A 23683-nucleotide genomic window follows, 5' to 3' on the forward strand; every position below is an offset into this window, starting at 1 on the left:
ACTGCAGAGCCTGCCCAACGTCACCATCCTGAAAATGGCGCAGACCACCGAAGTCCAGGGCGACGGGCAGAAAGTCACCGGCCTGCTCTACAAGGACCGCGCCACGGATGAAATGCACAGCGTGGCACTGGAAGGCATCTTCGTGCAGATCGGCCTGCTACCCAACAGCGACTGGCTCAAGGGCAGCGTGGAACTGAGCCCGTACGGCGAAATCATCGTCGACGCCAAGGGCCAGACCAGCCTCCCCGGGGTATTCGCCGCGGGCGACGTGACCACGGTGCCGTACAAGCAGATCGTCATCGCCATGGGCGAAGGAGCCAAGGCCTCGCTGAGCGCCTTCGATCACCTGATCCGGACGTCGGCGCCGGCCTGAGGCCAGCTGCTGAAGCGGCACCCCCTGGAAAGGGAGCGGATGCGAGTCTGCTCCCTTTTTTCGTTCACCGTGAGGGCGCCCAAAGGCGCGGCCGTAGGACGCGCTCCGGCGCATCAGCGGCGCGTTGCTTGATGTTCCGCTCGTTGGGCTTCGCGTTGCTCAACCCAACCTACAGGAGCCAGCCCAAGCCGCGTCTGCTGCATGGAGGCAAGCGCGTAGGTTGGGTTGAGGTGCATAGCGGCGAAGCCCAACGCATAGCGAAGCGACGTCGTCACAAGAGGCCGAGCGTAGCGAAGCATTGCTTGATGCTCCGCTCGTTGGGCTTCGCGTTGCTCAACCCAACCTACAAGAGCCAGTCCAAGCCTTGCTCAGGCCACGCGCCCTGCCCTGCCGTAGACTCTCCAGCGCTCACTCCGGCTTGCTGAGCACGCAGCAATTGCGCCCGGCGTTCTTCGCCTGGTAGAGCGCCTGGTCGGCGCGCTGCAGCAGGCGCTCGTAGTCGGGATGGCCATCGTGTACCGCCATGCCGATGCTCACCGTCACGCTCAATTCGCCGCCCAGCGGCAGGCGGAAGCGTTCCCTGGCGATGCGCTCGCGCAGCTTCTCTGCGGCGCGCAGGGCCTTGTCGGCGTCGATGTCCACCAGCACCAGGAGAAACTCCTCGCCGCCGAGGCGGAACGCATAGTCGCCGCCCCGGGTGTTGGCGGCGAGCAGCGTGGCGACCTGCTGCAGGATCAGGTCGCCGCCGTCGTGGCCATGGCCGTCGTTGATCTTCTTGAAGTGATCGACATCGATGATCAGCACGCCGAAGGTGTTGCCGGACTGGCGGCTGTAGAGCACTTCCTTGCCCATCACCACCGGCAGGAACTTGCGGTTGAGCAGGCGCGTCAGCACGTCGCGACCGGCCTCGAGGTCGTTGGCCTGCTCGAACAGGCTGTCGAGGAGGAACTTGATCGAGCGGGTATGCTCGCGGATCTGGTGCAGCGCCGGCAGGTGGCCGCTGCTGCCGGGCGCCTGCGTCGCGAGGCCGGTCAGGCCCCGGTCGATCTGCTCGATGTAGTCGAGAATGCTGGCGCTTTCCGGCGAGCCCTGGAAGGCATGCGAGGCCTTGTGGCGGAACCACAGGCCGAACTCCGAGCCGGCCAGTTGCGGCAGCATGCCGCCGGTGTTGCCGACGGCCAGGTCGAACATCAGCTGGTTTTCCCAGTCTAGCAGCGCGGCGCGCTGGCGCTCCTTCTCGGCCCCGATGTTCTGCGATACCGAGAACAGCCGGTAGGCCTCCTCGGCCCGCGAGTTGCGATCATGCGACTGGGAGAAGGCGAAGCAGATGATCTCCACCGCCAGGTCGATGATGTCCGCGCCCATCCGCGCCGCCTTGCGCCGCACCGGCTCGTCCAGGCCGCGCTGCTCCAGCAGCTGGCGCAGGCGTCCCTTGAGCGAGCGGGCTCCGCGCAGCACCAGGCTGACCGGAATCTCGATCCGGGCATGGATCTCGCCGATCTTGCGCTGCAGGTCGACGACGGCATCCAGGTCGCTGTGCGCGGTGGCGGAAAAGATCGTCATGATCCAGTTCTGCATGGACTGGCCGAGGCGGTTCTTCACCTGTTCATGGGACAGGAAGCTGGCCGAGTGCGGGTCGGCCAGCATCTGCTCGTAGAAGTAGCGCGCCAGTTCGGCGCTGCTTTCTTCCGCTGCGGCGTGCAGGGCGGCGGCGGCCTCGGCGGGGTATTCGTCCAGCAGGCGCAGCCATTCGGCGACCAGCTGATGGTTGGGAATCTGCTGCATACGAGACTCGTGTGGAGGGGCAGACTTCCGTGTCGCGCCGTGGAAAAAGGTCAATCGCCCGGACGGCCCTGGGCTTCGAGCTGCTGCACCTGGGCGTTCACCCAATCCTCGGCGCGCTGGTTGAGCTCGGCGATGGCGCGCGGGCTCCCGCTTTCGCCGTGCATGGCCGGGCCGATGACCACCTGGATGGTGCCCGGGCGCTTGCCCCAACCGGCCTTGGGCCAGAACATGCCGGCGTTGTGGGCGATCGGCAGTACCGGCAGGTTGGCATTGATCGCCAGCGCTGCGCCGCTGCGCGAGAACTTGGCCGGCTGGCCGACCGGTACCCGGGTGCCTTCCGGGAAGATCAGCACCCAGCGCCCTGCTCCAGCCGCTCATGGCCCTGCTTGGCGACCTGGCGCAGGGCTGCCTTGGGATTGTCGCGATCGATGGCGATGGGCTTGAGCAGCATGATCGCCCAGCCGAAGAAGGGAACGCGCAGCAGCTCGCGCTTGAGCACCTGGGTCAGCGGCTCGAAATACGCCGAGAGGAAGAAGGTTTCCCAGGTGCTCTGGTGCTTGGCCAGGATCACGCAGGGACGCGCCGGGATGTTTTCCGCGCCATGCACTTCATAGCGCAGGCCGACCAGGGTCCTGGCCAGCCAGACGGCGCAGCGGCACCAGTTCTGCACCACGAAGCGGTAGCGCGCGCGGAAGCCCATGAACGGTGCACAGACCAGGCTGACCAGGCACCAGGCGAAAGCGGTGAACGCCAGCAGGAAATAGAACAGCGCGATGCGCAGGGGCAGCAGGCTCATCGAGAACTCTCGAGTAGATGATCGACAACGGCGGCCAGGTCATCGAAGACCTGCGTGCCCGGCGGCAGCGCGCCTTCCAGCGTCCGCAGGCCCTTGCCGGTCCTGACCAGGTAGGGCACGCCGCCGAGCAGCATGCCGGCATGCAGGTCACGATGCTGTCGCCGACCACCGGGACGCCCTTGAGGTCCGCCAGGCCGAAGTGCTCGGCGATGCTGCGGTACATCCCCGGCTTGGGCTTGCGGCACTCGCAGCCGTCATCCGGGCCGTGCGGGCAGTGCACGATCAGGTCGATGCGCCCGCCCTGCTCCATCACCAGTTGCTGCATCTTGAAATGCATGTCGCCGAGGGTGCTCGCATCGAACTTGCCGCGCGCCACGCCGGACTGGTTGGTGGCCACCGCCACCGTCCAGCCGGCCTTGCACAGCCGCGCGATGGCCTCCAGCGAGCCCGGGATGGGGATCCACTCGTCCACCGACTTGACGTACGCGTCGGAGTCCTCGTTGATCACCCCGTCGCGGTCCAGCACGATCAGCTTCACCGGCTTAGCCAAGTGCGGAAATATCGGCAACGCCAAGGAACAGTCCTCTCAACCGGGCCAGCAAGGCATAACGGTTGGCGCGCACCGAGGCATCCTCGGCATTCACCAGCACCGCCTCGAAGAAGGCATCCACCGGGCCGCGCAGGTGCGCCAGGCGCTCCAGTGCCTCGCGGTACTGGCGTGCCGCGGCGAGCGGCTGCACGGCCTGCTCGGCCTGCTGGATCGCCGAGTACAGCGAGAACTCGGTGGCGTTGTCGAACCAGCGCGGCTCCACGGCCTCCGGCAGCCCGGCTTCGAACTTGCCGAGCAGGTTGGAGACGCGCTTGTTGGCGGCGGCCAGCGCCTCGGCTTCCGGCAGCGTGCGGAAGGCCTGCACGGCCTGCACGCGCTGGTCGAAGTCCAGCGCCGAACCGGGCTGCACGGCACGCACCGAGAGGTAGGCGGCGACGTCGACGCCCTCGTCCTCGTAGCGCGCACGCAGGCGGTCGAAGATGAACTCCAGCACCTGCTCGGCGAGCCCGGCGCTCTTCACCTGGCTGCCGAACTGGCCGATGGCGACGTTCACCGCCTCGACCAGGTCCAGGTCCAGCTGCTTCTCGATGAGGATGCGCAGCACGCCGAGGGCGGCGCGGCGCAGCGCGTAGGGGTCCTTGGAGCCGGTCGGCAGCATGCCGATGCCGAAGATGCCGACCAGGGTGTCGAGCTTGTCCGCCACCGCCACCGCGGCGCCGGTCAGGGTGCTCGGCAGCTCGCCACCGGCCCCGCGCGGCATGTACTGCTCGTTCAGCGCCAGCGCCACGTCCTGCGGCTCGCCGTCGTTGAGCGCGTAGTAGTAGCCGGCGATGCCCTGCATCTCGGGGAATTCGCCAACCATCTCGGTGGCCAGGTCGGCCTTGCACAGCAGGCCGGCGCGCGCCGCACGCTGCCTGTCGCCGCCGGTGCGTTCGGCGATCAGCCCGGCCAGGCGCGAGACGCGCTCGGCCTTGTCGAACACGCTGCCGAGCTGGGCCTGGAACACCACGTTCTTCAGACGATCGTTGAAGCGTTCCAGCGGCTGCTTCTTGTCCTGCTTGAAGAAGAACTCGGCGTCGGTCAGGCGCGGGCGCACCACCTTCTCGTTGCCGGCGACGATCTGCGCCGGGTCCTTCGATTCGATGTTGGCCACGGTGATGAAGCGCGGCAGCAGCTTGCCGTCGGCGTCGACCAGGCAGAAATACTTCTGGTTGTCCTGCATGGTGGCGATCAGCGCTTCCTGCGGCACCTCGAGGAAGCGTTCTTCGAACGAGCAGACCAGCGGCACCGGCCACTCCACCAGCGCGGTGACCTCATCGAGCAGCGCCGGCGGCACGATGGCCGTACCGTTCTGCTCGCCGGCCAGCTGCTCGACGCGCTGGGCGATTAGCGCGCGGCGCTCGGCGAAGTCGGCGATGACATAGGCGGCGCGCAGGTCTTCCAGGTAGCTCGCGGGCTTGGAGATGCGCACCTGGCCCGGGCTGTGGAAGCGATGGCCGCGGGATTCGCGGCCGGCGCGCTGGGCGAGGATCTCGCAATCGATCACCTGCTCGCCGAAGAGCATCACCAGCCACTGGGTCGGACGGACGAACTCGTCCTTGCGTGCGGCCCAGCGCATGCGCTTGGGAATCGGCAGGTCGTTCAGCGAAGCCTCGACGATGGCCGGCAGCAGCTGGGCGGCGGGCTGGCCTTCGATGGTGCGGCTGAACTTGAGCTTCGGCCCGCTGCGGTCGATTTCGGCGAGATCGACGCCGCACTTGCGGGCGAAGCCCAGGGCGGCCTGGGTCGGCTCGCCGTCGGCATCGAAGGCGGCCTGCAGCGGCGGGCCGTCGAGGTTGATGCTGCGGTCCGGCTGCTGGGTCGCCAGCTGCTCGACCAGTACCGCCAGGCGCCGTGGCGCGGCGTAGGCGCGGGCCTTGACGAAGCCCAGGCCGGCGTCCTTCAGGCCCTTCTCGATACCGGCGCAGAAGGCTTCGGCCAGCTTGGCGAGCGCCTTCGGTGGCAGTTCTTCGGTACCCAGTTCGACGAGGAAATCCAGTGCACTCATTCTGCAGCCTCCAGCTTGGCCAGCACTTCGTCACGCAGTTCGGGGGTGGCCATGGGGAAGCCGAGTTTGGCGCGGGCCAGCAGGTAGCTCTGGGCGATCGAACGGGCCAGGCTGCGCACGCGCAGGATGTATTGCTGGCGCGCGGTGACCGAAATGGCGCGACGGGCATCGAGCAGGTTGAAGGTGTGCGAGGCCTTGACCACCATCTCGTAGGCCGGCAGCGGCAGTTCGGCGGCCATCAGCCGGTTGGCTTCGCTCTCGTAGAAATCGAAGAGTTCGAACAGCTTCGGCACGTTGGCGTGCTCGAAGTTGTAGGTCGACTGCTCCACCTCGTTCTGGTGGAACACATCGCCATAGGTCACGGTGCCGAACGGACCGTCGGCCCAGATCAGGTCGTACACCGAGTCGACACCCTGCAGGTACATGGCCAGGCGCTCGAGGCCGTAGGTGATCTCGCCGGTGACCGGGTAGCACTCGACGCCGCCGACCTGCTGGAAGTAGGTGAACTGGGTGACTTCCATGCCGTTGAGCCAGACTTCCCAGCCCAGGCCCCAGGCGCCGAGGGTCGGCGACTCCCAGTTGTCCTCGACGAAGCGTACGTCGTGCACCGAGGTGTCGACGCCGATGCGGCGCAGCGACTCCAGGTACAGGTCCTGGATGTTGTCCGGGTTGGGCTTGAGTACCACCTGGAACTGGTAGTAGTGCTGCAGGCGGTTGGGGTTCTCGCCGTAGCGGCCGTCGGCCGGACGCCGCGAGGGCTGGACGTAGGCGGCGTTCCAGGTCTCGGGACCGATGGCGCGCAGGAAGGTGGCGGTGTGGAAGGTACCGGCGCCCATTTCCATGTCATAGGGCTGCAGGACCACGCAGCCCTGCTCGGCCCAGTAGCTTTGCAGGGCGAGGATCAGGTCTTGGAAGGTGCGCACGGCAGGCGTAGTCTGGCTCAAAATTTCACCTGTGCTGGGCTTCGACAGAAAGCCTCGAAGTATACCCCCCGCATGGCTGCGCTTGCGATGGTTTCGGCCATCGGACGAGCCCTGCGCAAGGAGACCACATGCCACGTTGCGCCTGGTGCGGCACGGACCCGCTGTACATCGACTACCACGATCGCGAGTGGGGCGTGCCGACCCGCGACCCGCAGGTGCTGTTCGAATTCCTCCTGCTCGAAGCCTTCCAGGCGGGGCTTTCCTGGATCACCGTGCTGCGCAAGCGCGAACGCTACCGGCAGGTGCTGTTCGGCTTCGATGCCGAGCGCCTGGCGCGCCTCTCCGACGAGGAGATCGAGGCGCTGATGCAGGACCCCGGCATCATCCGCAACCGGCGCAAGCTGGAGGCCGCGCGCAGCAATGCCCGCGCCTGGTTGCAGCTGGAGAATCCGGTGGAGCTGCTCTGGTCCTTCGTCGAGGGCCAGCCGAAGATCAATTGCTTCGAACGCATCGACCAGGTGCCGGCGGTCACGCCCGAGGCCGAGGCCATGAGCCGCGCACTGAAGAAGGCCGGCTTCAGCTTCGTCGGGCCGACCATCTGCTACGCCTACATGCAGGCCTGCGGGATGGTCATGGACCACACCCTCGATTGCGACCGCCATGCGCAACTGAAGACGCCATGATCTCATCGCCCAGCGGCCGCATGCCGGAGACTTCCTCGCCTGCCACCCCGACGCGGGTTTCGCTGTCGAAGCCTGTGAACGCGACCTGCAGCACAGGCAGCGGCCGCGCCTTTACTGACTGCACGCGGCGCGATCGTTACACTTGACGCCTTTTCGAGTGTTGGAGTCTGTCCGTGGAAAAACTCAAGGGCGCTCTGGTGGTTGGCTCGCTGCGACTGTTCGCCCGCCTGCCCTGGCGCATGGTGCAGGGCCTCGGTTCGGCGATCGGCTGGCTGATGTGGAAGCTGCCGAACCGCTCGCGCGAGGTGGCGCGGATCAACCTGCACAAGTGCTTTCCCGAACTGGACGCCGCGGAGCTGGATGCCCTGCTCGCCCGTACCCTGCGCGAAACCGGCAAGACCTTCACCGAAAGCGCCTGCGCCTGGATCTGGCCGGCGGACAAGACCCTGCGGCTGATCCGCCAGGTCGAGGGGCTGGAGGTGCTGGAGCAGGCGCTGGCCTCGGGCAAGGGCGTGGTCGGCATCACCAGCCACCTGGGCAACTGGGAAGTGCTCAATCATTTCTACTGCGCGCAGTGCAAGCCGATCATCTTCTACCGGCCGCCCAAGCTGAAGGCGGTGGACGACCTGCTGCAGCAGCAGCGTGTGCAGCTGGGCAACCGCGTCGCGCCGTCGACCCGCGAGGGCATCCTCAGTGTCATCAAGGAAGTGCGCCGCGGTGGCGCGGTGGGGATCCCCGCCGACCCCGAGCCGAGCGAAGGCAGCGGTCTGTTCGTACCGTTCTTCGCCATTCAGGCGCTGACCAGCAAGTTCGTCCCGGGCATGCTCACCGGCGGCAAGGCGGTCGGTGTGTTCCTCCATGCCTTGCGCCTGGAGGACGGTTCGGGCTTCAAGGTGATTCTCGAGGCGGCGCCCGAGGGGATGTACAGCGACGATAGCGAAACCGCGGTGGCGGCCATGAGCGCGACGATCGAGAAGTACGTGCGCGCCTATCCGAGCCAGTACATGTGGACCATGAAGCGCTTCAAGAAACGCCCGCCTGGCGAGAAGCGCTGGTACTAGGGTCTGTTGCCGCAGCAACGCGGCTCGCGACGAAACGGCAACAGACCCTAGGGGCTGTGGGGAAGGCGAAGAACAACGACAACAAGGATGGCCCCATGCGCAATCAGCGACAGCACACCAGGACCAGCATCAAGTGCCGGATCCGCATCACCCATCCCGCTTTCGGCGAGGTCTTCGCCCATACCCGCGACCTCTCCGATGGCGGCGTGTATGTCCGGCATCCACAGTTGCTGGTGCTGCAACCGGGGGCCGTGGTGACCGGCCAGGTGCAGGACCTGCCGATCCCGGCGCCGGAGCTGCGGATGGTGGTGATGCGGGTGGATGCCGAAGGCGTCGGCCTGCAGTTCCTGCGCGACGATTGACGGTCGCCGGGCCGGGTTTCAGTCCGGGGTAAGCCGGTCGAGCCGGCGCAGGAACACGTTCATTTCCTTTTCCGCCTGCCGGTCGCCATGGGCGATCGCCGCCGCGATGCCCCGCTCCCAGGCCTGGTGGGCGCCCTGCTTGTCGCCATCGGCCTGCAGCGCCTTGCCCAGCAGTTTCCAGGCGGCCGTGTATTTCGGATCGAGTTCGACGCAGCGGCGCAGGTGCTGCGCCGCCCTGCCCGGCTCGCCGGCATCGAGGTAACCCTTGCCCAGGCCGAAACGCAGCATGGGGTTGTCCATGCCTTGCGAGAGCATCTTTTCCAGGGATTCGAGCATGTCATGCCCCTTCGGCGGCCTTCGGGCCATTGGCTTCAAGTTAAGCAAAGCCGGGTGGAGTTGCCGTTAGTCTTTAGCCTAGTGCGCGGTCGCGACGATCTGCCAGACGCTTCAATGCGCCTCGTTGACCGCGCTGAGGAACTCCCGGGTGCGTTCTTCGCGCGGCTGGTTGAACAGCTCGTCCGGCGTGCCCTGTTCATGGATGCGGCCCTGATGGAAGAAGCACACGCGATCGGCGAATTCGCGGGCGAAGCCCATCTGGTGGGTGACCATCAGCATGGTCAGGTTGTGCGCCTCGCCGAGCCGGCGGATGACGTTCAGCACCTCGCCGCACAGCTCCGGGTCCAGCGCCGAGGTCACCTCGTCGAACAGCATCACCTTCGGCCGCATGGCCAGCGCCCGGGCGATGGCCACGCGCTGCTGCTGGCCGCCGGAGAGCTGCGCGGGAAAATGCTCCAGCTTGTCTTCCAGGCCGACCATCGCCAGCAGCTCTTCGGCGCGCTGGCGGGCCTCGGCTTTGGTCAGCCCGAGCACCTGCACCGGCGCTTCCATGACGTTCTGCAGGGCATTCATGTGCGGGAACAGGTTGAAGCTCTGGAACACCATGCCGACCTTGCCGCGTATCCGCCGCAGGTGGCGGGGATTGGCGCGCACCAGCTGGCCGCTGGCATCGAGCATGTGCGTCAGCGGCTCGCCGTCGACCTCGATCACGCCTTCGTCGATTTCCTCCAGCGTCATCAGTACCCGCAGCAGGGTGGACTTGCCCGAGCCGCTGGGGCCGATGATGGCCACCTTCTCGCCCTCCTGCACGTCGAGGTCGAGGCCGTCGAGCACGGTGAGCTCGCCGTAGCGCTTGGTCACCCCGGCGAAACGCACCATGGGGCGCTCCGGCTGCTCCGGGCCGAGCGTCGGGCTCAGGGTTCCGTCAGGTTGCACTGGCGTATTCATCGGGCGGGCTCCATGCGGTTTTCCAGGCGGCGTACGCACCAGGCGAGGCCGAGGCTGAGGATGAGGAAGAACAGGCCGACCAGGGTGATCGGTTCCAGGTAGCGGAAGCTTTCCGAGCCGATGTTCTTGGCCCGCTGCATGATTTCCACCACGGTGATCGCCGAGAGCACCGGCGTGTCCTTGAGAATCGAGATCAGGTAGTTGCCCAGCGCCGGCAGCACCGGGCGCAGGGCCTGCGGCAGGATCACGTCGCGGTAGGCGGTCCAGGGCCGCATGTTCAATGCGGTGACCGCCTCCCACTGCGCGCGCGGCACCGCGTCCAGCCCGGCGCGGTAGACCTCGGCGGTGTAGCAGCCGTAATGCAGCGCGATGCCGATGACCCCGGCCTGCAGGGCCGTGAGGTTGAGGCCGTAGTTGGGCAGCACGTAGAAGAGGAAATACACCTGGATCAGCAGCGGCGTGCTGCGGATGAACTCGATCAGCCCGCCGACCGGCCAGGCCAGCCAGCGCTGGCGGCTGCGCCGGCCGATGGCGAGGAACAGGCCGAGCACCACGGCGATGGCGAAGCCGCCCAGGGCGATGCCGAGGGTGGTCAGCGAGGCGTCGAGCAGGCGCGGCAGGATCTCGCCGGCGAACTGCCAGTCGAACAGGTTCATGACAGCCCTCCGCGCATCCGGCCGCGCGCCAGATGGCGTTCCAGCCGGCGCATGGCGAAGTTGATCGTCTGGGCGAGGACGAAGTAGACGAGCAGCGCCAGGCCGAAGATTTCCAGCGTCATCAGCGTCGCCTGGTCCAGCTGGCGGGCGCGGAAGGCCAGGTCGGAGAGCGTGATCAGCGACACCAGCGAGGTGTTCTTCAGCAGCTCGATCAGCAGGTTGGTGCCCGGCGGGATCGCCGCCAGCAACGCCTGCGGCAGGATGATCCGGCGCAGGCGGGTAGCCGGCGTCATGTTCAGTGCCTGGCAGGCCTCGTGCTGGCCCTGGTGTACCGAGCGGATGGCGCCGCGCAGTACCTCGGCGCCATAGGCGCCGATGTTCAGGCCGAGGCCGAGCACGGCGACGGCGAAGGCGCTCAGCTCGAGATTGAACGGTGGCATCGGCAGCACGAAATACAGCCAGAACAGCTGCACCAGGAGCGAGGAACCGCGAAAGACTTCGATGTAGCCGATGGCCAGCCAGCGCAGCGGCGCGAGCGGCGGCAGCCTCGCCAGCGCGGCGGTCAGCGCGCAGGCGATGGCCAGCAGGGAGCCGAAGAAGGTCACCTTGACGGTCACCCAGGCGCCCTGCAGCAAGAGGGGGAGTAGTTCGGTCATGTTGGCGCTATCCGGTTGCCGGAGCGCTGACCGAGGCTGCGCGAGCGGCGGCACAGCCTTGGTCAGCGTTCACTGCCGGGTCGACCGGCCGGCAACGCCGACGGGCCGCCCGGGGTGCTTCAGGAGCCGCAGAGTTCGGCCGCGGTCTTGTCGGTCAGGTTCGAGCGGTCGAAGCCGAACGGTTCGACGGTCTGCAGGTGCTCGTCGCTGCCCAGCCACTGCTTGAGTTCGGCATTGACCGCATCGCGCAGCGCCCGGTCCTCGGGGCGGAACGCCAGTGCGCCATAGCCGGCACGGGCCGGGTCGTCCTGGAAGTCGGCAATGGCCTCGACGTCGTTGCCGGCCTTCGCGGCCAGGCCGCGCATGGTCAGCTGGGTGCCGATGGCGGCATCGGCACGCCCGCTGCGCACCGCCTGCAGCTGCGAGGTGGTGTCCGGCACCTGGACGATCTGCGAATCCTTGATGCCGGCCTGACGCGCATAGCCCAGGTTCACCGTGCCGGACATGATCGCCAGCTTGATATCCGGGTTGCCGGCGATGTCTTCATAGCTGCGCAGCTTCTTCGGGTTGCCTTCGGCCACCAGCAGGGTGTCGAGCAGACGGTAGTGCGGGTCGGTGAACAGCACCTGCTTGCAGCGCTCGGGGGTGATGTACATGCCGGCGGCGATCAGGTCGAAGCGCCCGGCGCGCAGGCCGGGGATCAGCGAGCCCCATTCGGTCAGCACCGGCTTGATGGTGTCGATCTGCAGACGCTCGAAGACCTTGCGCACGATCTCCGGCGATTCGCCGGTCACCGTGCCGTCGAGCGCGGTGTAGGCGAAGGGGGTTTCGTTGGCGTAGCCGATGCGCACGCTGCTGCTGTCTTTGATGCTTTCCAGGGTATCGGCCTGGGTCAGGCTGCCGAAGCCGATGCTGGCCAGGGCGGCGCAGCCGATCAGCAGCCGGCGGGTGGGTGTCGGGATGGTGATGTTCCTCATGGGAGATTCTCCTGTTCCTTGTAGAGACCCGAGGAATCGGATCGTTGTGTTTTAGGAGGGGATTTCGCGCATTCGGGTGGGTTGAACAGGGGCGGTATGCCGCGGCAGGGGTTCCCGATTCGAGCTGCGATAGCCTTTATCAATCGATCTGCCAATCAGCGGCAATCCGCGCCGATGCAGGCGGAGGGTACAAAAGCTGGGCATAAAATGGAAATCGGAGGGGATCTGAGACGAATGGATGCGATAGCGATTGATCCTGCCGAAGCGCGATGAGCCGGGCGCTGCAGCGATCCGGGCAGGCCAGCGGGTGCCGACGATTGATAAAACGAAACGACCCGCCGGGGCGGGTCGTTCGGGCAGGTTGCGGCGTGGGGTCAGAAGAACGTCAGGCCGGCCTGGAACAACCGCTCGACATCGCGGATGTGCTTCTTGTCGACGAGGAAGAGAATCACGTGGTCGCCGGATTCGATCACCGTGTCGTCGTGGGCGATCAGCACCTGTTCGTCGCGGATCACCGCGCCGATGGTGGTGCCCGGCGGCAGAGCGATCTGCTCGATGGCGCGCCCGACCACCTTGCTCGAGCGCGGATCGCCGTGGGCGATGACCTCGATGGCCTCGGCCGCGCCGCGCCGCAGCGAGTGGGCGCTGACGATGTCGCCGCGGCGCACGTGGGTCAGCAGGGTACCGATGGTGGCCAGCTGCGGGCTGATGGCGATATCGATCTCGCCGCCCTGCACCAGGTCGACGTAGGCCGGGTTGTTGATGATGCACATGACCTTGCGCGCCCCCAGCCGTTTGGCCAGCAGCGAGGACATGATGTTGGCCTCGTCGTCGTTGGTCAGGGCGAGGAACACGTCCGCCTCGTTGATGTTCTCCTCCACCAGCAGGTCGCGGTCCGAGGCGCTGCCCTGGAGGATGATGGTGCTGTCCAGGGTGTCGGAGAGGTAGCGGCAGCGCGCCGGGTTCATCTCGATGATCTTGACCTGGTAGCGGCTCTCGATGCTTCGGCCAGGCGCTCGCCGATGTGCCCGCCGCCGGCGATGACGATGCGCTTGTAGTTCTCGTCGAGCCGGCGCATCTCGCTCATCACCGCGCGGATGTGGCCGCGGGCGGCGATGAAGAACACCTCGTCGTCGGCCTCGATGACCGTGTCGCCCTGCGGCAGGATCGCGTGGTTGCGGCGGAAGATCGCCGCCACGCGGGTATCGACGTTGGGCATGTGGCGACGGATCTGGCGCAGTTCCTGGCCCACCAGCGGCCCGCCGTAGTAGGCGCGTACCGCGACCAGCTGGGCCTTGCCGTCGGCGAAGTCGATCACCTGCAGCGAGCCGGGATGCTGGATCAGGCGCTTGATGTAGTTGGTGACCACCTGCTCCGGGCTGATCAGCACGTCCACCGGGATCGCCTCGTTGGCGAACAGACCGGAGCGTACCAGGTAGGCCGACTCGCGCACGCGGGCGATCTTGGTCGGGGTATGGAACAGGGTATAGGCCACCTGGCAGGCGACCATGTTGGTCTCGTCGCTGTTGGTCACCGCCACCAGCATGTCGGCGTCGTCCGCGCCGGCCTGGCGCAGCACGGGCGGGAAGGAACCGCGGCCCTGGACGGTGCGGATGTCCAGGCGGTCGCCGAGATCGCGCAGGCGGTCGCCGTCGGTATCCACCACGGTGATGTCGTTGGCCTCGCTGGCGAGGTGCTCGGCGAGGGTGCCGCCGACCTGGCCGGCCCCGAGAATAATGATCTTCACGCGATCACTCCTGAAAGATGGGCGATTGCCGCCGCTTCCATGTTGGGCCCGGGCGGACTGCGCCCGGGTTCAGCTTACGAATGCCGCTCGCGCGGTTGCGCTGCGATCTTGATCAGCTTGGCATAGTAGAAGCCGTCGTGGCCGTCCATCTGCGGCAGCAACTGGCGACCATGGGGCTGCGCCAGGCCGAAGCCGCCCGGCAGGTCCAGCTCGCGGGCACCCGGAGTGCGCTCGAGGAAGGCGCCGATCACCTCGCGATTCTCGGTCGGCAGCACCGAGCAGGTGGCGTACAGCAGCACGCCGCCGACCTCCAGGGTCGGCCACAGCGCATCGAGCATCTCGCCCTGCAGCGCGGCCAGTGGCGCAATGTCCTCGGCCTGGCGGGTCAGCTTGATGTCCGGATGGCGGCGGATCACGCCGGTGGCCGAACAGGGTGCATCGAGCAGGATGCGCTGGAACGGCTGGCCGTCCCACCACTGCGCGGTGGCGCGGGCATCGGCGGCGACCAGTTCGGCATCGAGCTGCAGCCGCTCGAGATTTTCCCGCACCCGCGCCAGGCGCTTGGGCTCGAGGTCGAGGGCGATCAGCCTGGCCAGCTGCGGCTCGCGCTCGAGCAGATGGCAGGTCTTGCCGCCCGGCGCGCAGCAGGCATCGAGCACGCGCTGGCCCGGCGCCAGCTCGAGCAGCGCGGCGGCCAGCTGGGCGGCCTCGTCCTGCACGCTGACCCGCCCTTCGGCAAAGCCGGGCAACTGCTGCACGTCGCAGGGAGTGGCCAGGCGGATGCCGTCTTCGCTGAATGCGCAGGCGAAGGCCTCGATGCCGGCGGCCTGCAGCTCGGCCAGGTAGGCGTCGCGACTGGCGTGGCGGCGGTTGACCCGCAGCATCATCGGCGGGTGCGCGTTGTTGGCCGCGCAGATGGCTTCCCAATGCTCCGGCCAGTGCGCCTTGAGCGCCTTCTGCAGCCAGCGCGGATGCGCCACGCGGATCACCGGGTCGTGTTCCAGCTCGGCCAGCAGCGCCTCGCCTTCGCGCTGGGCACGGCGCAGCACGGCGTTGAGCAGGCCCTTGGCCCAGGGTTTCTTCAGCCGGTCGACGCAGCCGACGGTCTCGCCGATGGCGGCATGGGCGGGAATGCGGGTATGCAACAGCTGGTAGAGGCCGACCAGCAGCAGCGCCTCGACGTCGCGGTCGGCGGCCTTGAACGGCTTCTGCAGCAGCTTCGCCGCCAGCCCGGCCAGACGCGGCTGCCAGCGCGCGGTGCCGAAGGCCAGTTCCTGGGTCAGGCCGCGGTCGCGCGGCTCGACCTTGCCCAGCACCTCGGGCAGGCTGCTGCCCAGCGACGCCTTGCCGGAGAGCACCACGGCGAGTGCGCGGGCCGCCGCCAGGCGCGGATTCATTGGCCGAGCACCTGGCCGGGGGCGAATTGCTCGCGGCGGCTGTTGTACAGGTCGGCGAAGGCCAGCGGCTTGCCGCCGGGCAGTTGCAGGCGGGTCAGCAGCAGCGCGCCCTCGCCGCAGGCGACGGACAGCCCTTCCTTGCCGGCGGCGAGAATCAGGCCGGGCTCGCCCCACCCTGCGCCGAGGCGCGCGCCATGGATCTTCAGCGCCTCGCCGGCGAGCGTACTGTGGCAGATCGGCCAGGGATGGAAGGCGCGGATCAGCCGCTCCAGCTCGACGGCCGGGCGCGCCCAGTCGATGCGCGCCTCGTCCTTGTTCAGCTTGTGCGCGTAGGTGGCGAGCGCGTCGTCCTGGACCTCGGGCGTCAGCGTGCCGGCGGCCAGGGCATCCACCGCCTGTACCACGGCTTGCGCACCCAGTTCGGCGAGGCGGTCATGCAGCGTGCCGCCGGTATCGCTGGCAGTGATCGGCGTGCTCACCTTGAGCAGCATCGGGCCGGTGTCCAGCCCCGCTTCCATCTGCATCACGGTGACGCCGGACTCGCCGTCGCCGGCCTCGACCGCCCGCTGGATCGGTGCGGCGCCGCGCCAGCGCGGCAGCAGCGAGGCATGGCTGTTGATACAGCCCAGGCGCGGCAGGTCGAGCACCGCCTGCGGCAGGATCAGGCCGTAGGCGACCACCACCATCAGCTCGGCCTGCAGGCCTGCCAGTTCCGCCTGTGCCGCCGGATCGCGCAGCGTCTGCGGCTGGTAGACGGCAATGCCATGCTGCAGGGCGAGCTGCTTGACCGGGCTGGGCATCAGCTTCTGCCCGCGTCCGGCCGGGCGGTCCGGCTGGGTGTAGACAGCGATGACCGACTGGCCCGCATCGAGCAGGGCCTGCAGATGCCGGGCGGCGAATTCCGGGGTGCCGGCGAAAACGATGCGCATGGGGGAAGACTCGTCAATAAAAAAGGCTTGCTGTCGCAAGCCTTCGGAGATTCGGGGCTCAAGCCTGCTGGCGGTGGATCTTTTCCAGCTTCTTCTTGATCCGGTCACGCTTGAGGTTGGACAGGTAGTCGACGAACAGCTTGCCGTTGAGGTGGTCGCACTCGTGCTGGATGCACACCGCCAGCAGGCCTTCGGCGATCAGCTCGTAGGGCTGGCCGTCGCGGTCCAGCGCCTTGACCCTGACCTTCTGCGGGCGCTCGACGTTCTCGTAGAAACCGGGTACCGACAGGCAGCCTTCCTGGTACTGCTCCATCTCCTCGGTCAGTGGTTCGAACTCGGGTTGATGAAGACCCGCGGCTCGGACTTGTCCTCGGACAGATCCATCACCACCACGCGCTTGTGCACATTGACCTGGGTCGCGGCCAGACCGATGCCGGGGGCGTCGTACATGGTTTCGAACATGTCGTCGACCAGCTGACGGATGCCGTCATCGACCACGTCCACCGGCTTGGCGATGGTGCGCAGCCGCGGATCGGGAAACTCAAGGATGTTCAGAATGGCCATATGCGTTTGTGATGCACTTATGGAATAAAGTCAAAAGCCGCTGCTAAGATGCCGAGCAGCTTGGAAAACGGCTTAATGCCGCGTTCCACAAGGGTTCCGCGGCGCTAGGGCGCTTTACGTGAAGGCACATAATAAAGGGATTCACCACATGAGGAAATCACTACTCGCCCTGCTGCTGGTGGCTGTCGGCGGTATCGCCCAGGCCGCGGTGCAGCTCAAGGACAACCATCCGGAGCGGTATACCGTGGTGAAGGGCGACACCCTCTGGGACATTTCCGGACGCTTCCTGCGCGAGCCCTGGAAGTGGCCTGAACTGTGGCACGCCAACCCACAGATCGAGAATCCTCACCTGATCTACCGGCGACTCGCTCAACCTCGTCTACATCGACGGCCAGCCGCGGCTGGTGCTCGACCGCGGTGCCTCGCGTGGCACCATCAAGCTGTCGCCCACCGTGCGCACCACGCCGATGGCCGAAGCCATCCCGACCATCCCGCTGGAGGCGATCAACAGCTTCCTGCTGAGCAACCGCATCATCGACACCGCCGAGCAGTTCGAGGGCGCGCCCTACATCGTCGCCGGCAATGCCGAACGGGTGATCAGTGGCGCCGGCGACCGCATCTATGGGCGTGGCGACTTCAACGAACACCTGCCGGCCTACGGCATCTTCCGCCAGGGCAAGACCTACGTCGATCCGGAGACCGGCGAATTCCTCGGCATCAATGCCGACGATGTCGGCACCGTGGAGATCGCCGAGGTCGAAGGCGACATCGCCACCATGCAGCTGACCCGCACCACCCAGGAAGCGCGTATCGGCGATCGCCTGTTCCCCAGCGAGGAGCGTGCGGTCAACTCCACCTTCATGCCCAGCGCCCCGGCCGAGGAAATCGAGGGGGTAATCCTCGACGTGCCGCGTGGCGTCACCCAGATCGGCCAGTTCGACGTGGTCACGCTGAACAAGGGTGCGCGTGACGGCCTGCAGGACGGCAACGTGCTGGCGGTCTACAAGACCGGCGAGACCGTGCGCGACCGCGTGACCGGCGAGAACGTCAAGATCCCGGACGAGCGCTCCGGGCTGCTGATGGTGTTCCGCACCTACGACAAGCTCAGCTATGGCCTGGTGCTGCAGGCGACCCGCTCGCTGGCGGTGAAGGACAAGGTTCGCAATCCGTAAGGACGAGGCCCCGCCGATGCGGGGCCTGTTTCACCTGGCCTGAGAAAACCACCGCACGGATGCGGTGCGACGAGACAAGGAGTGCTCGCCCATGCCTGCCGTTTCCCCCGCCGAGCTCGAAGCCCGGCTGCGCCTGCACCTGCTGCCCGACCTCGGGCCGCGACGCCTGCACACGTTGCTCCGCGCCTTCCCCGATGCCGCGTCCGCGCTGAGCGCGCCGGCCAGCGCCTGGCGCTCGCTGGGTTGCCGCCCAGCTGTGCCGAACCGCGGCGCAGTGCCGAAATCCGTGAACGGGCCGGCGCCGCCCTGCTCTGGCTGGAGCAGCCCGACCATCACCTGCTGAGCTGGGACGATCCGGCCTACCCCGCCCTGCTGGCCGAACTGCCGGACGCCCCGCCGTTGCTGTTCGTCGCCGGTGCCCCGGGCCTGCTCGAGCGACCGCAGCTGGCGATGGTCGGCAGCCGCCGTGCCTCGCGCAACGGCTTGGACAATGCACGGGCCTTCGCCCGCAGCCTGGCCGGCGCAGGGTTCGTCATCACCAGCGGCCTGGCGCTGGGCATCGACGGCGCGGCCCACCAGGGTGCCCTGGACGCCGGCGGCCGGACCGTCGCGGTGCTGGGCACCGGGCTCGAACGGCTGTATCCGCAGCGTCATGCACGGCTGGCGCAGCAGATCGTCGAGCAGGGGGCGCGCTGGTCTCGGAACTGCCGCTGGATTGCGCCCCGCAGGCGAGCAACTTTCCGCGACGCAACCGCATCATCAGCGGTTTGTCGCTCGGCGTGCTGGTGGTCGAGGCGAGCCCCTCCAGCGGCTCGCTGATCACCGCGCGGCTGCGGCCGAGCAGGGCCGCGAGGTCTATGCGATTCCCGGCTCGATCCACCATCCGGCGCGCGCGGCTGCCACCAACTGATCCGCCAGGGCGCGGCGCTGGTGGAGTCGGTCGAGGACGTGCTCGAGGGCTGCGTGGCTGGCAGCGGCTGGCTCCGGGGCCGGCGGCCGCGGCGGCGGATGTGCAGGCCGGGCATCCGCTGTTGCGCGAGCTACTGGCCGCGTCGCTGAGCAGCGAGGCGCTGGCCCTGGCGCTCGATCGCCCGCTGGCGCAGGTGCTGGCCGAACTCACCGAGCTGGAAATCGAGGGACAGGTGGTTTGCGACAACGGCCTGTGGTCGGCCCGGGCACTGCGTTGATGCAGCGCCGTAGGTTGGGTTGAGCGAAGCCCAACACGGAGCCCGGCTCATAACCACGGCGTAAGCCGGGCTTCGCCGCCGTGCTCCTCAACCCGCCGCCATTCAACCCCTGCGCGTGCTGGACGGCTTGGGTACACTGCCGCCATTTATCGAGCAGAGGTCGGCATGATCGGCAGTTGGCGTGTGCAGCAGGTCGCCCGGGTGGTCCGGGCCGGTGGCGTGATTGCCTATCCGACCGAAGCGGTCTGGGGTCTGGGCTGCGATCCCTGGGCGGAAGAGGCGGTGCTGCGCCTGCTGGCGCTGAAGGAGCGACCGGTGGAGAAAGGGCTGATCCTGGTCGCCGGCCATATCGAACAGTTCGAGTTCCTGCTGGACGACCTGCCCGAGCGCTGGCTCGACCGGCTGGCCGGCAGCTGGCCGGGCCCGAATACCTGGCTGGTACCCCATCGCGACCGGCTGCCCGAGTGGATCACCGGGCGTCACGACAGCGTGGCCCTGCGGGTCAGCGATCACCCGCTGGTCGCCCGCCTCTGCGCATTGACCGGGCCGCTGGTGTCCACTTCGGCCAACCCCGCCGGGCGCCCGGCGGCGCGTTCGCGACTGCGCGTGGAGCAGTACTTCCCGCAGCAGCTGGATGCCGTGCTCAACGGCCCGCTGGGCGGGCGGCGCAACCCCAGCCTCATCCGCGACTTGCGCAGCGGCGAGATCATTCGGCCGGCGTGAGCGTAAAAATCGGCGGCAGGCTTCAGGCCCCAGGCGGTAAGGAAAAGCGCAAAGCTGCCTGACGGGGCGCGCGCAGGCCCGCACCTCGATTCGCCTGAAGCTTGAAAAGCATCGCCCCGGGGTCGGGCCTCCCACCAAAAACAGCCGATGCACTCCGAATCCCTTGTGGGGCGCGTCCTTGCGGCGATTGCAGGCCGCAGGCCTGCCAAAGGCATGAAGCCCGAAACCTACGGCACCAGCACGGTCGAACCGGTGGTTTCCCGCCCGGCCAGCTTGCGCTGGGCAGCGGCGGCCTCGGCGAGCGGAAAGCGCTGGCCGATCTCGACCTGGATCTGGCCGCTGGCGATCATCGCGAACAGCTCGTCCGCCATCGCCTGCAGGCGCTCCGGGGTGTCGGCATAGCCGGCGAGGGTCGGCCGGGTGACGAACAGCGAGCCTTTTTGCGCCAGCACGCCGAGGTTCACGCCGCTGACCGCGCCGGAGGCGTTGCCGAAGCTGACCAGCAGCCCGCGCGGCGCCACGCAGTCCAGCGAGACGTCCCAGGTGTCCTTGCCCACCGAGTCGTAGACCACCGGGCACTTCTTGCCGTCGGTGAGTTCCAGTACGCGCTGCACCACGTCCTCGTGGCTGCGGTCGATGGTTGCCCAGGCGCCGAGCGCCTTGGCCCGCGCGGCCTTTTCCGCCGAGCCGACCACGCCGATCAGCCGCGCGCCGAGGGCGCGGGCCCACTGGCAGGCAATCGAGCCGACCCCACCGGCGGCGGCATGGAAGAGGATGGTTTCGCCGGCCTGCAGCGGATGGATCTGGCGCAGCAGGTACTGGCAGGTCAGGCCCTTGAGCATCACTGCGGCGGCCTGCTCGAAGCTGATCGACTCCGGCAGCTTGACCAGATGCCGCGCCGGCAACGTATGGTGCTCGCCATAGGCGCCCAGCGGCCCGGTGCCATAGCCGACCCGGTCGCCGGGACGAAAGCCGCTGACGCCCTCGCCTACCGCCTCGACCACCCCGGCACCCTCCATGCCCAGCCCCGAGGGCAGGCTCGGCGGCGCATAGAGGCCGTCGCGGAAATAGGTGTCGATGAAATTCAGGCCAATGGCATGGTTGCGCACGCGTACCTCGCCGGCGCCCGGTTCGCTGAGCGTGACCTCGACCTGCTCCAGGACTTCGGGACCACCGTGCTGGCTGAATTGGATGCGCTTGGACATGTCTGACTCCTGGTTGCCGGGGGAAAAGGCTTCTATCCAACCTGCCGCGATCGAGTTCGTCAATCGACCAGGTGCTATGCTTGGCCGGCTATCGGGCCGTGGAAGCGGCCGCTACCCTTTCCAGCACCGGCCTGCCCGGCGGCCGTGCGGTTTTTTCAAGGTGATTTCGTGAACGACAGGACCGAAGCCGTCAAAGCCTATCTGCTCGATCTGCAGGATCGAATCTGCGCAGCTCTGGAGGCCGAGGACAGCAGCACGCGCTTCGTCGAGGACGCCTGGACGCGTCCGGGCGGCGGTGGCGGCAGAACCCGGGTGATCGAGAACGGCGCGCTGATCGAGAAAGGCGGCGTCAATTTTTCCCATGTCTACGGCGCCGGCCTGCCGCCCTCGGCCAGCGCGCATCGTCCCGAACTGGCCGGGCGCGGCTTCCAGGCTCTCGGCGTATCGCTGGTGATCCATCCGGAAAACCCCTACGTGCCGACCTCGCATGCCAACGTGCGCTTCTTCAGCGCCGAGAAGGAAGGCGAGGCGCCGGTCTGGTGGTTCGGCGGCGGCTTCGACCTGACGCCCTACTACGGGGTCGAGGAGGACTGCGTGCACTGGCACCGGGTCGCGCACGAGGCCTGCGCGCCGTTCGGTGCGGACGTCTATCCGCGCTACAAGCAGTGGTGCGACCGTTATTTCTACCTCAAGCACCGCAACGAGCCGCGCGGTGTCGGCGGGCTGTTCTTCGATGACCTCAACCAGTGGGACTTCGATACCTGCTTCGCCTTCATGCGCGCGGTGGGCGATGCCTACCTCGAGGCCTACCTGCCGATCGTGCAGAAGCGCAAGGCGATGCCCTACGGCGAGCGCGAACGCGAGTTCCAGGCCCTGCGCCGCGGCCGCTACGTGGAATACAACCTGGTCTACGACCGCGGCACCCTGTTCGGCCTGCAGTCCGGCGGGCGCACCGAGTCCATCCTGATGTCGTTGCCGCCGCTGGTGCGCTGGGGCTACGACAAGCATCCGCAGCCGGGCACGCCGGAAGCGCGCCTGACCGAATACTTCCTGCAGGAGCGCGACTGGCTCGCAGAGCAGCCGGAAGCCTGAAGCTGGAAGCGGGAAGAAAAAAGCTTCAAGCTTCAAGCTTCCAGCTTTCATCTTAGGATTCCCATGGACCGCTACGGCGTCTTCGGCAACCCCATCGGCCACAGCAAATCACCGCAAATCCACGCCATGTTCGCCGCGCAGACCGGCCAGGCGCTGAGCTACGAACCGCTGCTGGCGCCGCTGGACGACTTCCCGGCGTTCGCCCGCGCGTTCTTTCGCGACGGCCTGGGCGCCAACGTCACCGTGCCGTTCAAGGAGCAGGCCTACCTGCTGGCCGACCAGCTCAGCGAACGCGCCCGCCGTGCCGGTGCGGTAAACACCCTGAAGAAGCTCGACGACGGCCGCCTGCTGGGCGACAACACCGATGGCGCCGGGCTGGTCGGCGACCTGGTCCATTCCGGCGTGGCGCTCGCCGGCCAGCGCATCCTGCTGCTGGGCGCCGGCGGTGCCGTGCGCGGCGTGCTCGAACCGCTGCTGGCCCACAAGCCCGCGGCGCTGATCATCGCCAACCGCACGCCGGGCAAGGCCGAGCAGCTGGCGCATGAATTCGCCGAACTCGGCGCGCTGGCGGCCTGCGGCTTCGAGCAGCTCGGCGAGCCGGTGGACCTGATCGTCAACGGCACCTCGGCCAGCCTCGGCGGTGAGTTGCCACCGCTGCCCGACAGCCTGGTCGTTGCGGGGCGGACCTTCTGCTACGACATGATGTACGGCGCGACACCCACGCCCTTCTGCCGATGGGCGACGGCACTCGGCGCGCAGGCCCGCGACGGCCTCGGCATGCTGGTGGAACAGGCGGCGGAGGCCTTCGAACTCTGGCGCGGAGTGCGCCCGGACACCGCGCCGGTACTTGCCGCACTGCGGCGCCAACTGAGCGCCGGCTGAGTTCGGCTCAGCCGCGGAAATGGATGCGCTGGTGGATGTGCTGGGGAGACTCCAGCTCATCGACGATGCCGGCGGCGATGCGCTGCAGCTGTCGGTGGGGATTGGCGTCGCCCTTGCCGGCGGCCCCGGCCAGGGCCTCGACGCTCAGCAGGCCGCCCGAGGATGGCGTGTCCACCAGCGTCCAGCGCAGCGGGTGGGCCGCCAGCCGCTGCAGCGCCGCCGCGACCTCGGGTTGCTGCTCGATGGCCGGGAAATCGGCGATCAGCAGCAGGCGATTCACGGCGGCCCGTTCCAGCCCGCGGAGCAAGGCCAGCACCGCCTGATAGAAGTCGCGCTGGGGCGACTCGCCGCTGACGGCATCGGTGCTGGGCAGCCACGGCAGGTGGAACAGGCAGATCACCGCGTCCATGCCCGCCACGCTCTCGCTGACGCTCAGCGGGTCGAAGGGGTCGCCCGGCTTGGTCCGCAGACCCGGCCGGGCGGCCATCGAATTGAGATCGTCGAGCAGCACCACGGCCTCGTGCTGGCGGCTGAGCAGCTCCACCAGCAGCGCGCTGCCGAGATCCGAGTGCGCACCATAGAGGGCGAACTTCAGGCGTGGCGTTTCGGCATTGAGCATGGCACGGCTGCCG

19 protein-coding genes and 6 pseudogenes are annotated in these 23683 nt (G+C 67.7%); 9 read left to right on the forward strand and 16 right to left on the reverse strand.

All coding sequences use genetic code 11. The annotated features are described in order from the left end of the window. On the forward strand, window positions 1-373 hold a 373-nt coding region (locus tag BAY1663_RS11555; protein WP_037040830.1), incomplete at its 5' end, for an FAD-dependent oxidoreductase. Window positions 374-781: 408 nt separating this feature from the next. Here BAY1663_RS11555 and BAY1663_RS11560 read toward each other — a convergent pair. The 5 genes and pseudogenes from BAY1663_RS11560 to glyQ all read right to left on the reverse strand — a co-directional run bounded on the left by BAY1663_RS11560 (window position 782) and on the right by glyQ (window position 6495). Further along, window positions 782-2158: a GGDEF domain-containing protein gene (locus BAY1663_RS11560; protein ID WP_037040832.1), complete on the reverse strand. Its 1377-nt coding sequence runs from the start codon at window positions 2156-2158 to the stop codon at window positions 782-784. Window positions 2159-2208: 50 nt separating this feature from the next. Then, window positions 2209-2954: pseudogene (locus tag BAY1663_RS11565) on the reverse strand (lysophospholipid acyltransferase family protein). After that, a pseudogene (gmhB, locus tag BAY1663_RS11570) lies at window positions 2951-3492 on the reverse strand (D-glycero-beta-D-manno-heptose 1,7-bisphosphate 7-phosphatase). The pseudogenes BAY1663_RS11565 and gmhB overlap by 4 nt, the downstream one beginning before the upstream one ends. Window positions 3493-3496: 4 nt before the next feature. Further along, window positions 3497-5551: a glycine--tRNA ligase subunit beta gene (gene glyS, locus BAY1663_RS11575; protein WP_037040835.1), complete on the reverse strand. Its 2055-nt coding sequence runs from the start codon at window positions 5549-5551 to the stop codon at window positions 3497-3499. Further along, complete coding sequence (gene glyQ / locus BAY1663_RS11580) at window positions 5548-6495, reverse strand: glycine--tRNA ligase subunit alpha (protein ID WP_003284253.1); 948 nt, start codon at window positions 6493-6495, stop codon at window positions 5548-5550. Before glyQ ends, glyS begins: the two co-directional genes overlap by 4 nt. A gap of 107 nt (window positions 6496-6602) precedes the next feature. Here glyQ and BAY1663_RS11585 point away from each other — a divergent pair, with 107 nt between their 5' ends. From BAY1663_RS11585 to BAY1663_RS11595, 3 genes are all read left to right on the forward strand, one after another. Next, window positions 6603-7157, forward strand: coding sequence for a DNA-3-methyladenine glycosylase I (locus BAY1663_RS11585; RefSeq protein ID WP_037040837.1), 555 nt, complete (start codon window positions 6603-6605; stop codon window positions 7155-7157). Between the two features lie 173 nt (window positions 7158-7330). After that, a complete protein-coding gene (locus BAY1663_RS11590) occupies window positions 7331-8218 on the forward strand; it encodes a lysophospholipid acyltransferase (protein ID WP_037040840.1) in 888 nt (295 codons plus the stop codon). A gap of 95 nt (window positions 8219-8313) precedes the next feature. Further along, window positions 8314-8580 carry a PilZ domain-containing protein gene (locus BAY1663_RS11595; RefSeq protein ID WP_037040941.1) on the forward strand — a complete coding sequence of 89 codons (267 nt, stop codon included), beginning with the start codon at window positions 8314-8316 and terminating at the stop codon, window positions 8578-8580. A gap of 18 nt (window positions 8581-8598) precedes the next feature. On the opposite strand, the gene BAY1663_RS11600 is transcribed toward BAY1663_RS11595, so the two are convergent. From BAY1663_RS11600 to def, 9 genes and pseudogenes are all read right to left on the reverse strand, one after another. Then, entirely contained in the window at window positions 8599-8916 is a 318-nt protein-coding gene (locus tag BAY1663_RS11600) for a tetratricopeptide repeat protein (protein WP_037040843.1), read from the reverse strand. Between the two features lie 111 nt (window positions 8917-9027). Further along, window positions 9028-9864: an ectoine/hydroxyectoine ABC transporter ATP-binding protein EhuA gene (ehuA, locus tag BAY1663_RS11605; protein WP_037040846.1), complete on the reverse strand. Its 837-nt coding sequence runs from the start codon at window positions 9862-9864 to the stop codon at window positions 9028-9030. Next, a complete protein-coding gene (gene ehuD, locus BAY1663_RS11610) occupies window positions 9861-10520 on the reverse strand; it encodes an ectoine/hydroxyectoine ABC transporter permease subunit EhuD (protein WP_037040848.1) in 660 nt (219 codons plus the stop codon). Before ehuD ends, ehuA begins: the two co-directional genes overlap by 4 nt. Then, the gene (gene ehuC, locus BAY1663_RS11615) at window positions 10517-11176 is read right to left on the reverse strand and encodes an ectoine/hydroxyectoine ABC transporter permease subunit EhuC (RefSeq protein ID WP_037040851.1); all 660 of its coding nucleotides are present in this window, start codon (window positions 11174-11176) and stop codon (window positions 10517-10519) included. Before ehuC ends, ehuD begins: the two co-directional genes overlap by 4 nt. A gap of 119 nt (window positions 11177-11295) precedes the next feature. Then, window positions 11296-12153 carry an ectoine/hydroxyectoine ABC transporter substrate-binding protein EhuB gene (gene ehuB, locus BAY1663_RS11620; protein WP_037040853.1) on the reverse strand — a complete coding sequence of 286 codons (858 nt, stop codon included), beginning with the start codon at window positions 12151-12153 and terminating at the stop codon, window positions 11296-11298. 374 nt (window positions 12154-12527) lie between these two features. Then, window positions 12528-13900 (reverse strand): annotated as a pseudogene (gene trkA / locus BAY1663_RS11625) (Trk system potassium transporter TrkA). A 74-nt stretch (window positions 13901-13974) separates the two neighbouring features. After that, window positions 13975-15297: a 16S rRNA (cytosine(967)-C(5))-methyltransferase RsmB gene (gene rsmB, locus BAY1663_RS11630; RefSeq protein ID WP_037040855.1), complete on the reverse strand. Its 1323-nt coding sequence runs from the start codon at window positions 15295-15297 to the stop codon at window positions 13975-13977. Then, window positions 15294-16226 (reverse strand): methionyl-tRNA formyltransferase, encoded by a 933-nt coding sequence (fmt, locus tag BAY1663_RS11635; RefSeq protein ID WP_037040857.1) that lies wholly within the window; start codon window positions 16224-16226, stop codon window positions 15294-15296. The genes rsmB and fmt overlap by 4 nt, the downstream gene beginning before the upstream one ends. Before the next feature lie 58 nt (window positions 16227-16284). Further along, window positions 16285-16790 (reverse strand): annotated as a pseudogene (gene def, locus BAY1663_RS11640) (peptide deformylase). Window positions 16791-16938: 148 nt separating this feature from the next. Between def and BAY1663_RS11645 the strand changes: the two are divergent. The 3 genes and pseudogenes from BAY1663_RS11645 (at window position 16939) to BAY1663_RS11655 (ending at window position 19872) form a co-directional block, all read left to right on the forward strand. Then, a pseudogene (locus BAY1663_RS11645) lies at window positions 16939-17962 on the forward strand (LysM peptidoglycan-binding domain-containing protein). A 91-nt stretch (window positions 17963-18053) separates the two neighbouring features. After that, window positions 18054-19149: pseudogene (gene dprA, locus BAY1663_RS11650) on the forward strand (DNA-processing protein DprA). Between the two features lie 165 nt (window positions 19150-19314). Beyond that, window positions 19315-19872, forward strand: coding sequence for an L-threonylcarbamoyladenylate synthase (locus BAY1663_RS11655; RefSeq protein ID WP_037040859.1), 558 nt, complete (start codon window positions 19315-19317; stop codon window positions 19870-19872). Between the two features lie 227 nt (window positions 19873-20099). Here the strand turns inward: BAY1663_RS11655 and BAY1663_RS11660 are convergent, their stop codons facing one another. After that, a complete protein-coding gene (locus tag BAY1663_RS11660) occupies window positions 20100-21077 on the reverse strand; it encodes a quinone oxidoreductase (protein WP_037040860.1) in 978 nt (325 codons plus the stop codon). A 168-nt stretch (window positions 21078-21245) separates the two neighbouring features. Here BAY1663_RS11660 and hemF point away from each other — a divergent pair, with 168 nt between their 5' ends. After that, window positions 21246-22169, forward strand: coding sequence for an oxygen-dependent coproporphyrinogen oxidase (gene hemF, locus BAY1663_RS11665; protein ID WP_037040870.1), 924 nt, complete (start codon window positions 21246-21248; stop codon window positions 22167-22169). 63 nt (window positions 22170-22232) lie between these two features. Continuing rightward, entirely contained in the window at window positions 22233-23051 is an 819-nt protein-coding gene (gene aroE, locus BAY1663_RS11670) for a shikimate dehydrogenase (protein ID WP_037040873.1), read from the forward strand. Between the two features lie 7 nt (window positions 23052-23058). On the opposite strand, the gene BAY1663_RS11675 is transcribed toward aroE, so the two are convergent. Next, window positions 23059-23670: an NAD(P)-dependent oxidoreductase gene (locus BAY1663_RS11675; protein ID WP_037040876.1), complete on the reverse strand. Its 612-nt coding sequence runs from the start codon at window positions 23668-23670 to the stop codon at window positions 23059-23061. Between the last annotated feature and the right edge of the window lie 13 nt (window positions 23671-23683).

Origin of the sequence: Pseudomonas sp. BAY1663 (assembly GCF_000582595.1) — a bacterium.
Taxonomy (GTDB): Bacteria; Pseudomonadota; Gammaproteobacteria; order Pseudomonadales; family Pseudomonadaceae; genus Stutzerimonas; species Stutzerimonas stutzeri_AF.

Bases quoted from the DNA above. Each gene is read 5' to 3' on its own strand.
- BAY1663_RS11560 (WP_037040832.1), bottom strand. From the start codon at position 2,158: ATGCAGCAGATTCCCAACCATCAGCTGGTCGCCGAATGGCTGCGCCTG.
- BAY1663_RS11655 (WP_037040859.1), top strand. From the start codon at position 19,315: ATGATCGGCAGTTGGCGTGTGCAGCAGGTCGCCCGGGTGGTCCGGGCC.
- BAY1663_RS11675 (WP_037040876.1), bottom strand. From the start codon at position 23,670: ATGCTCAATGCCGAAACGCCACGCCTGAAGTTCGCCCTCTATGGTGCG.
- BAY1663_RS11585 (WP_037040837.1), top strand. From the start codon at position 6,603: ATGCCACGTTGCGCCTGGTGCGGCACGGACCCGCTGTACATCGACTAC.
- rsmB (WP_037040855.1), bottom strand. From the start codon at position 15,297: ATGAATCCGCGCCTGGCGGCGGCCCGCGCACTCGCCGTGGTGCTCTCC.
- BAY1663_RS11660 (WP_037040860.1), bottom strand. From the start codon at position 21,077: ATGTCCAAGCGCATCCAATTCAGCCAGCACGGTGGTCCCGAAGTCCTG.
- ehuD (WP_037040848.1), bottom strand. From the start codon at position 10,520: ATGAACCTGTTCGACTGGCAGTTCGCCGGCGAGATCCTGCCGCGCCTG.
- ehuB (WP_037040853.1), bottom strand. From the start codon at position 12,153: ATGAGGAACATCACCATCCCGACACCCACCCGCCGGCTGCTGATCGGC.
- BAY1663_RS11595 (WP_037040941.1), top strand. From the start codon at position 8,314: ATGCGCAATCAGCGACAGCACACCAGGACCAGCATCAAGTGCCGGATC.
- aroE (WP_037040873.1), top strand. From the start codon at position 22,233: ATGGACCGCTACGGCGTCTTCGGCAACCCCATCGGCCACAGCAAATCA.
- glyS (WP_037040835.1), bottom strand. From the start codon at position 5,551: ATGAGTGCACTGGATTTCCTCGTCGAACTGGGTACCGAAGAACTGCCA.
- BAY1663_RS11600 (WP_037040843.1), bottom strand. From the start codon at position 8,916: ATGCTCGAATCCCTGGAAAAGATGCTCTCGCAAGGCATGGACAACCCC.
- fmt (WP_037040857.1), bottom strand. From the start codon at position 16,226: ATGCGCATCGTTTTCGCCGGCACCCCGGAATTCGCCGCCCGGCATCTG.
- ehuA (WP_037040846.1), bottom strand. From the start codon at position 9,864: ATGAATACGCCAGTGCAACCTGACGGAACCCTGAGCCCGACGCTCGGC.
- ehuC (WP_037040851.1), bottom strand. From the start codon at position 11,176: ATGACCGAACTACTCCCCCTCTTGCTGCAGGGCGCCTGGGTGACCGTC.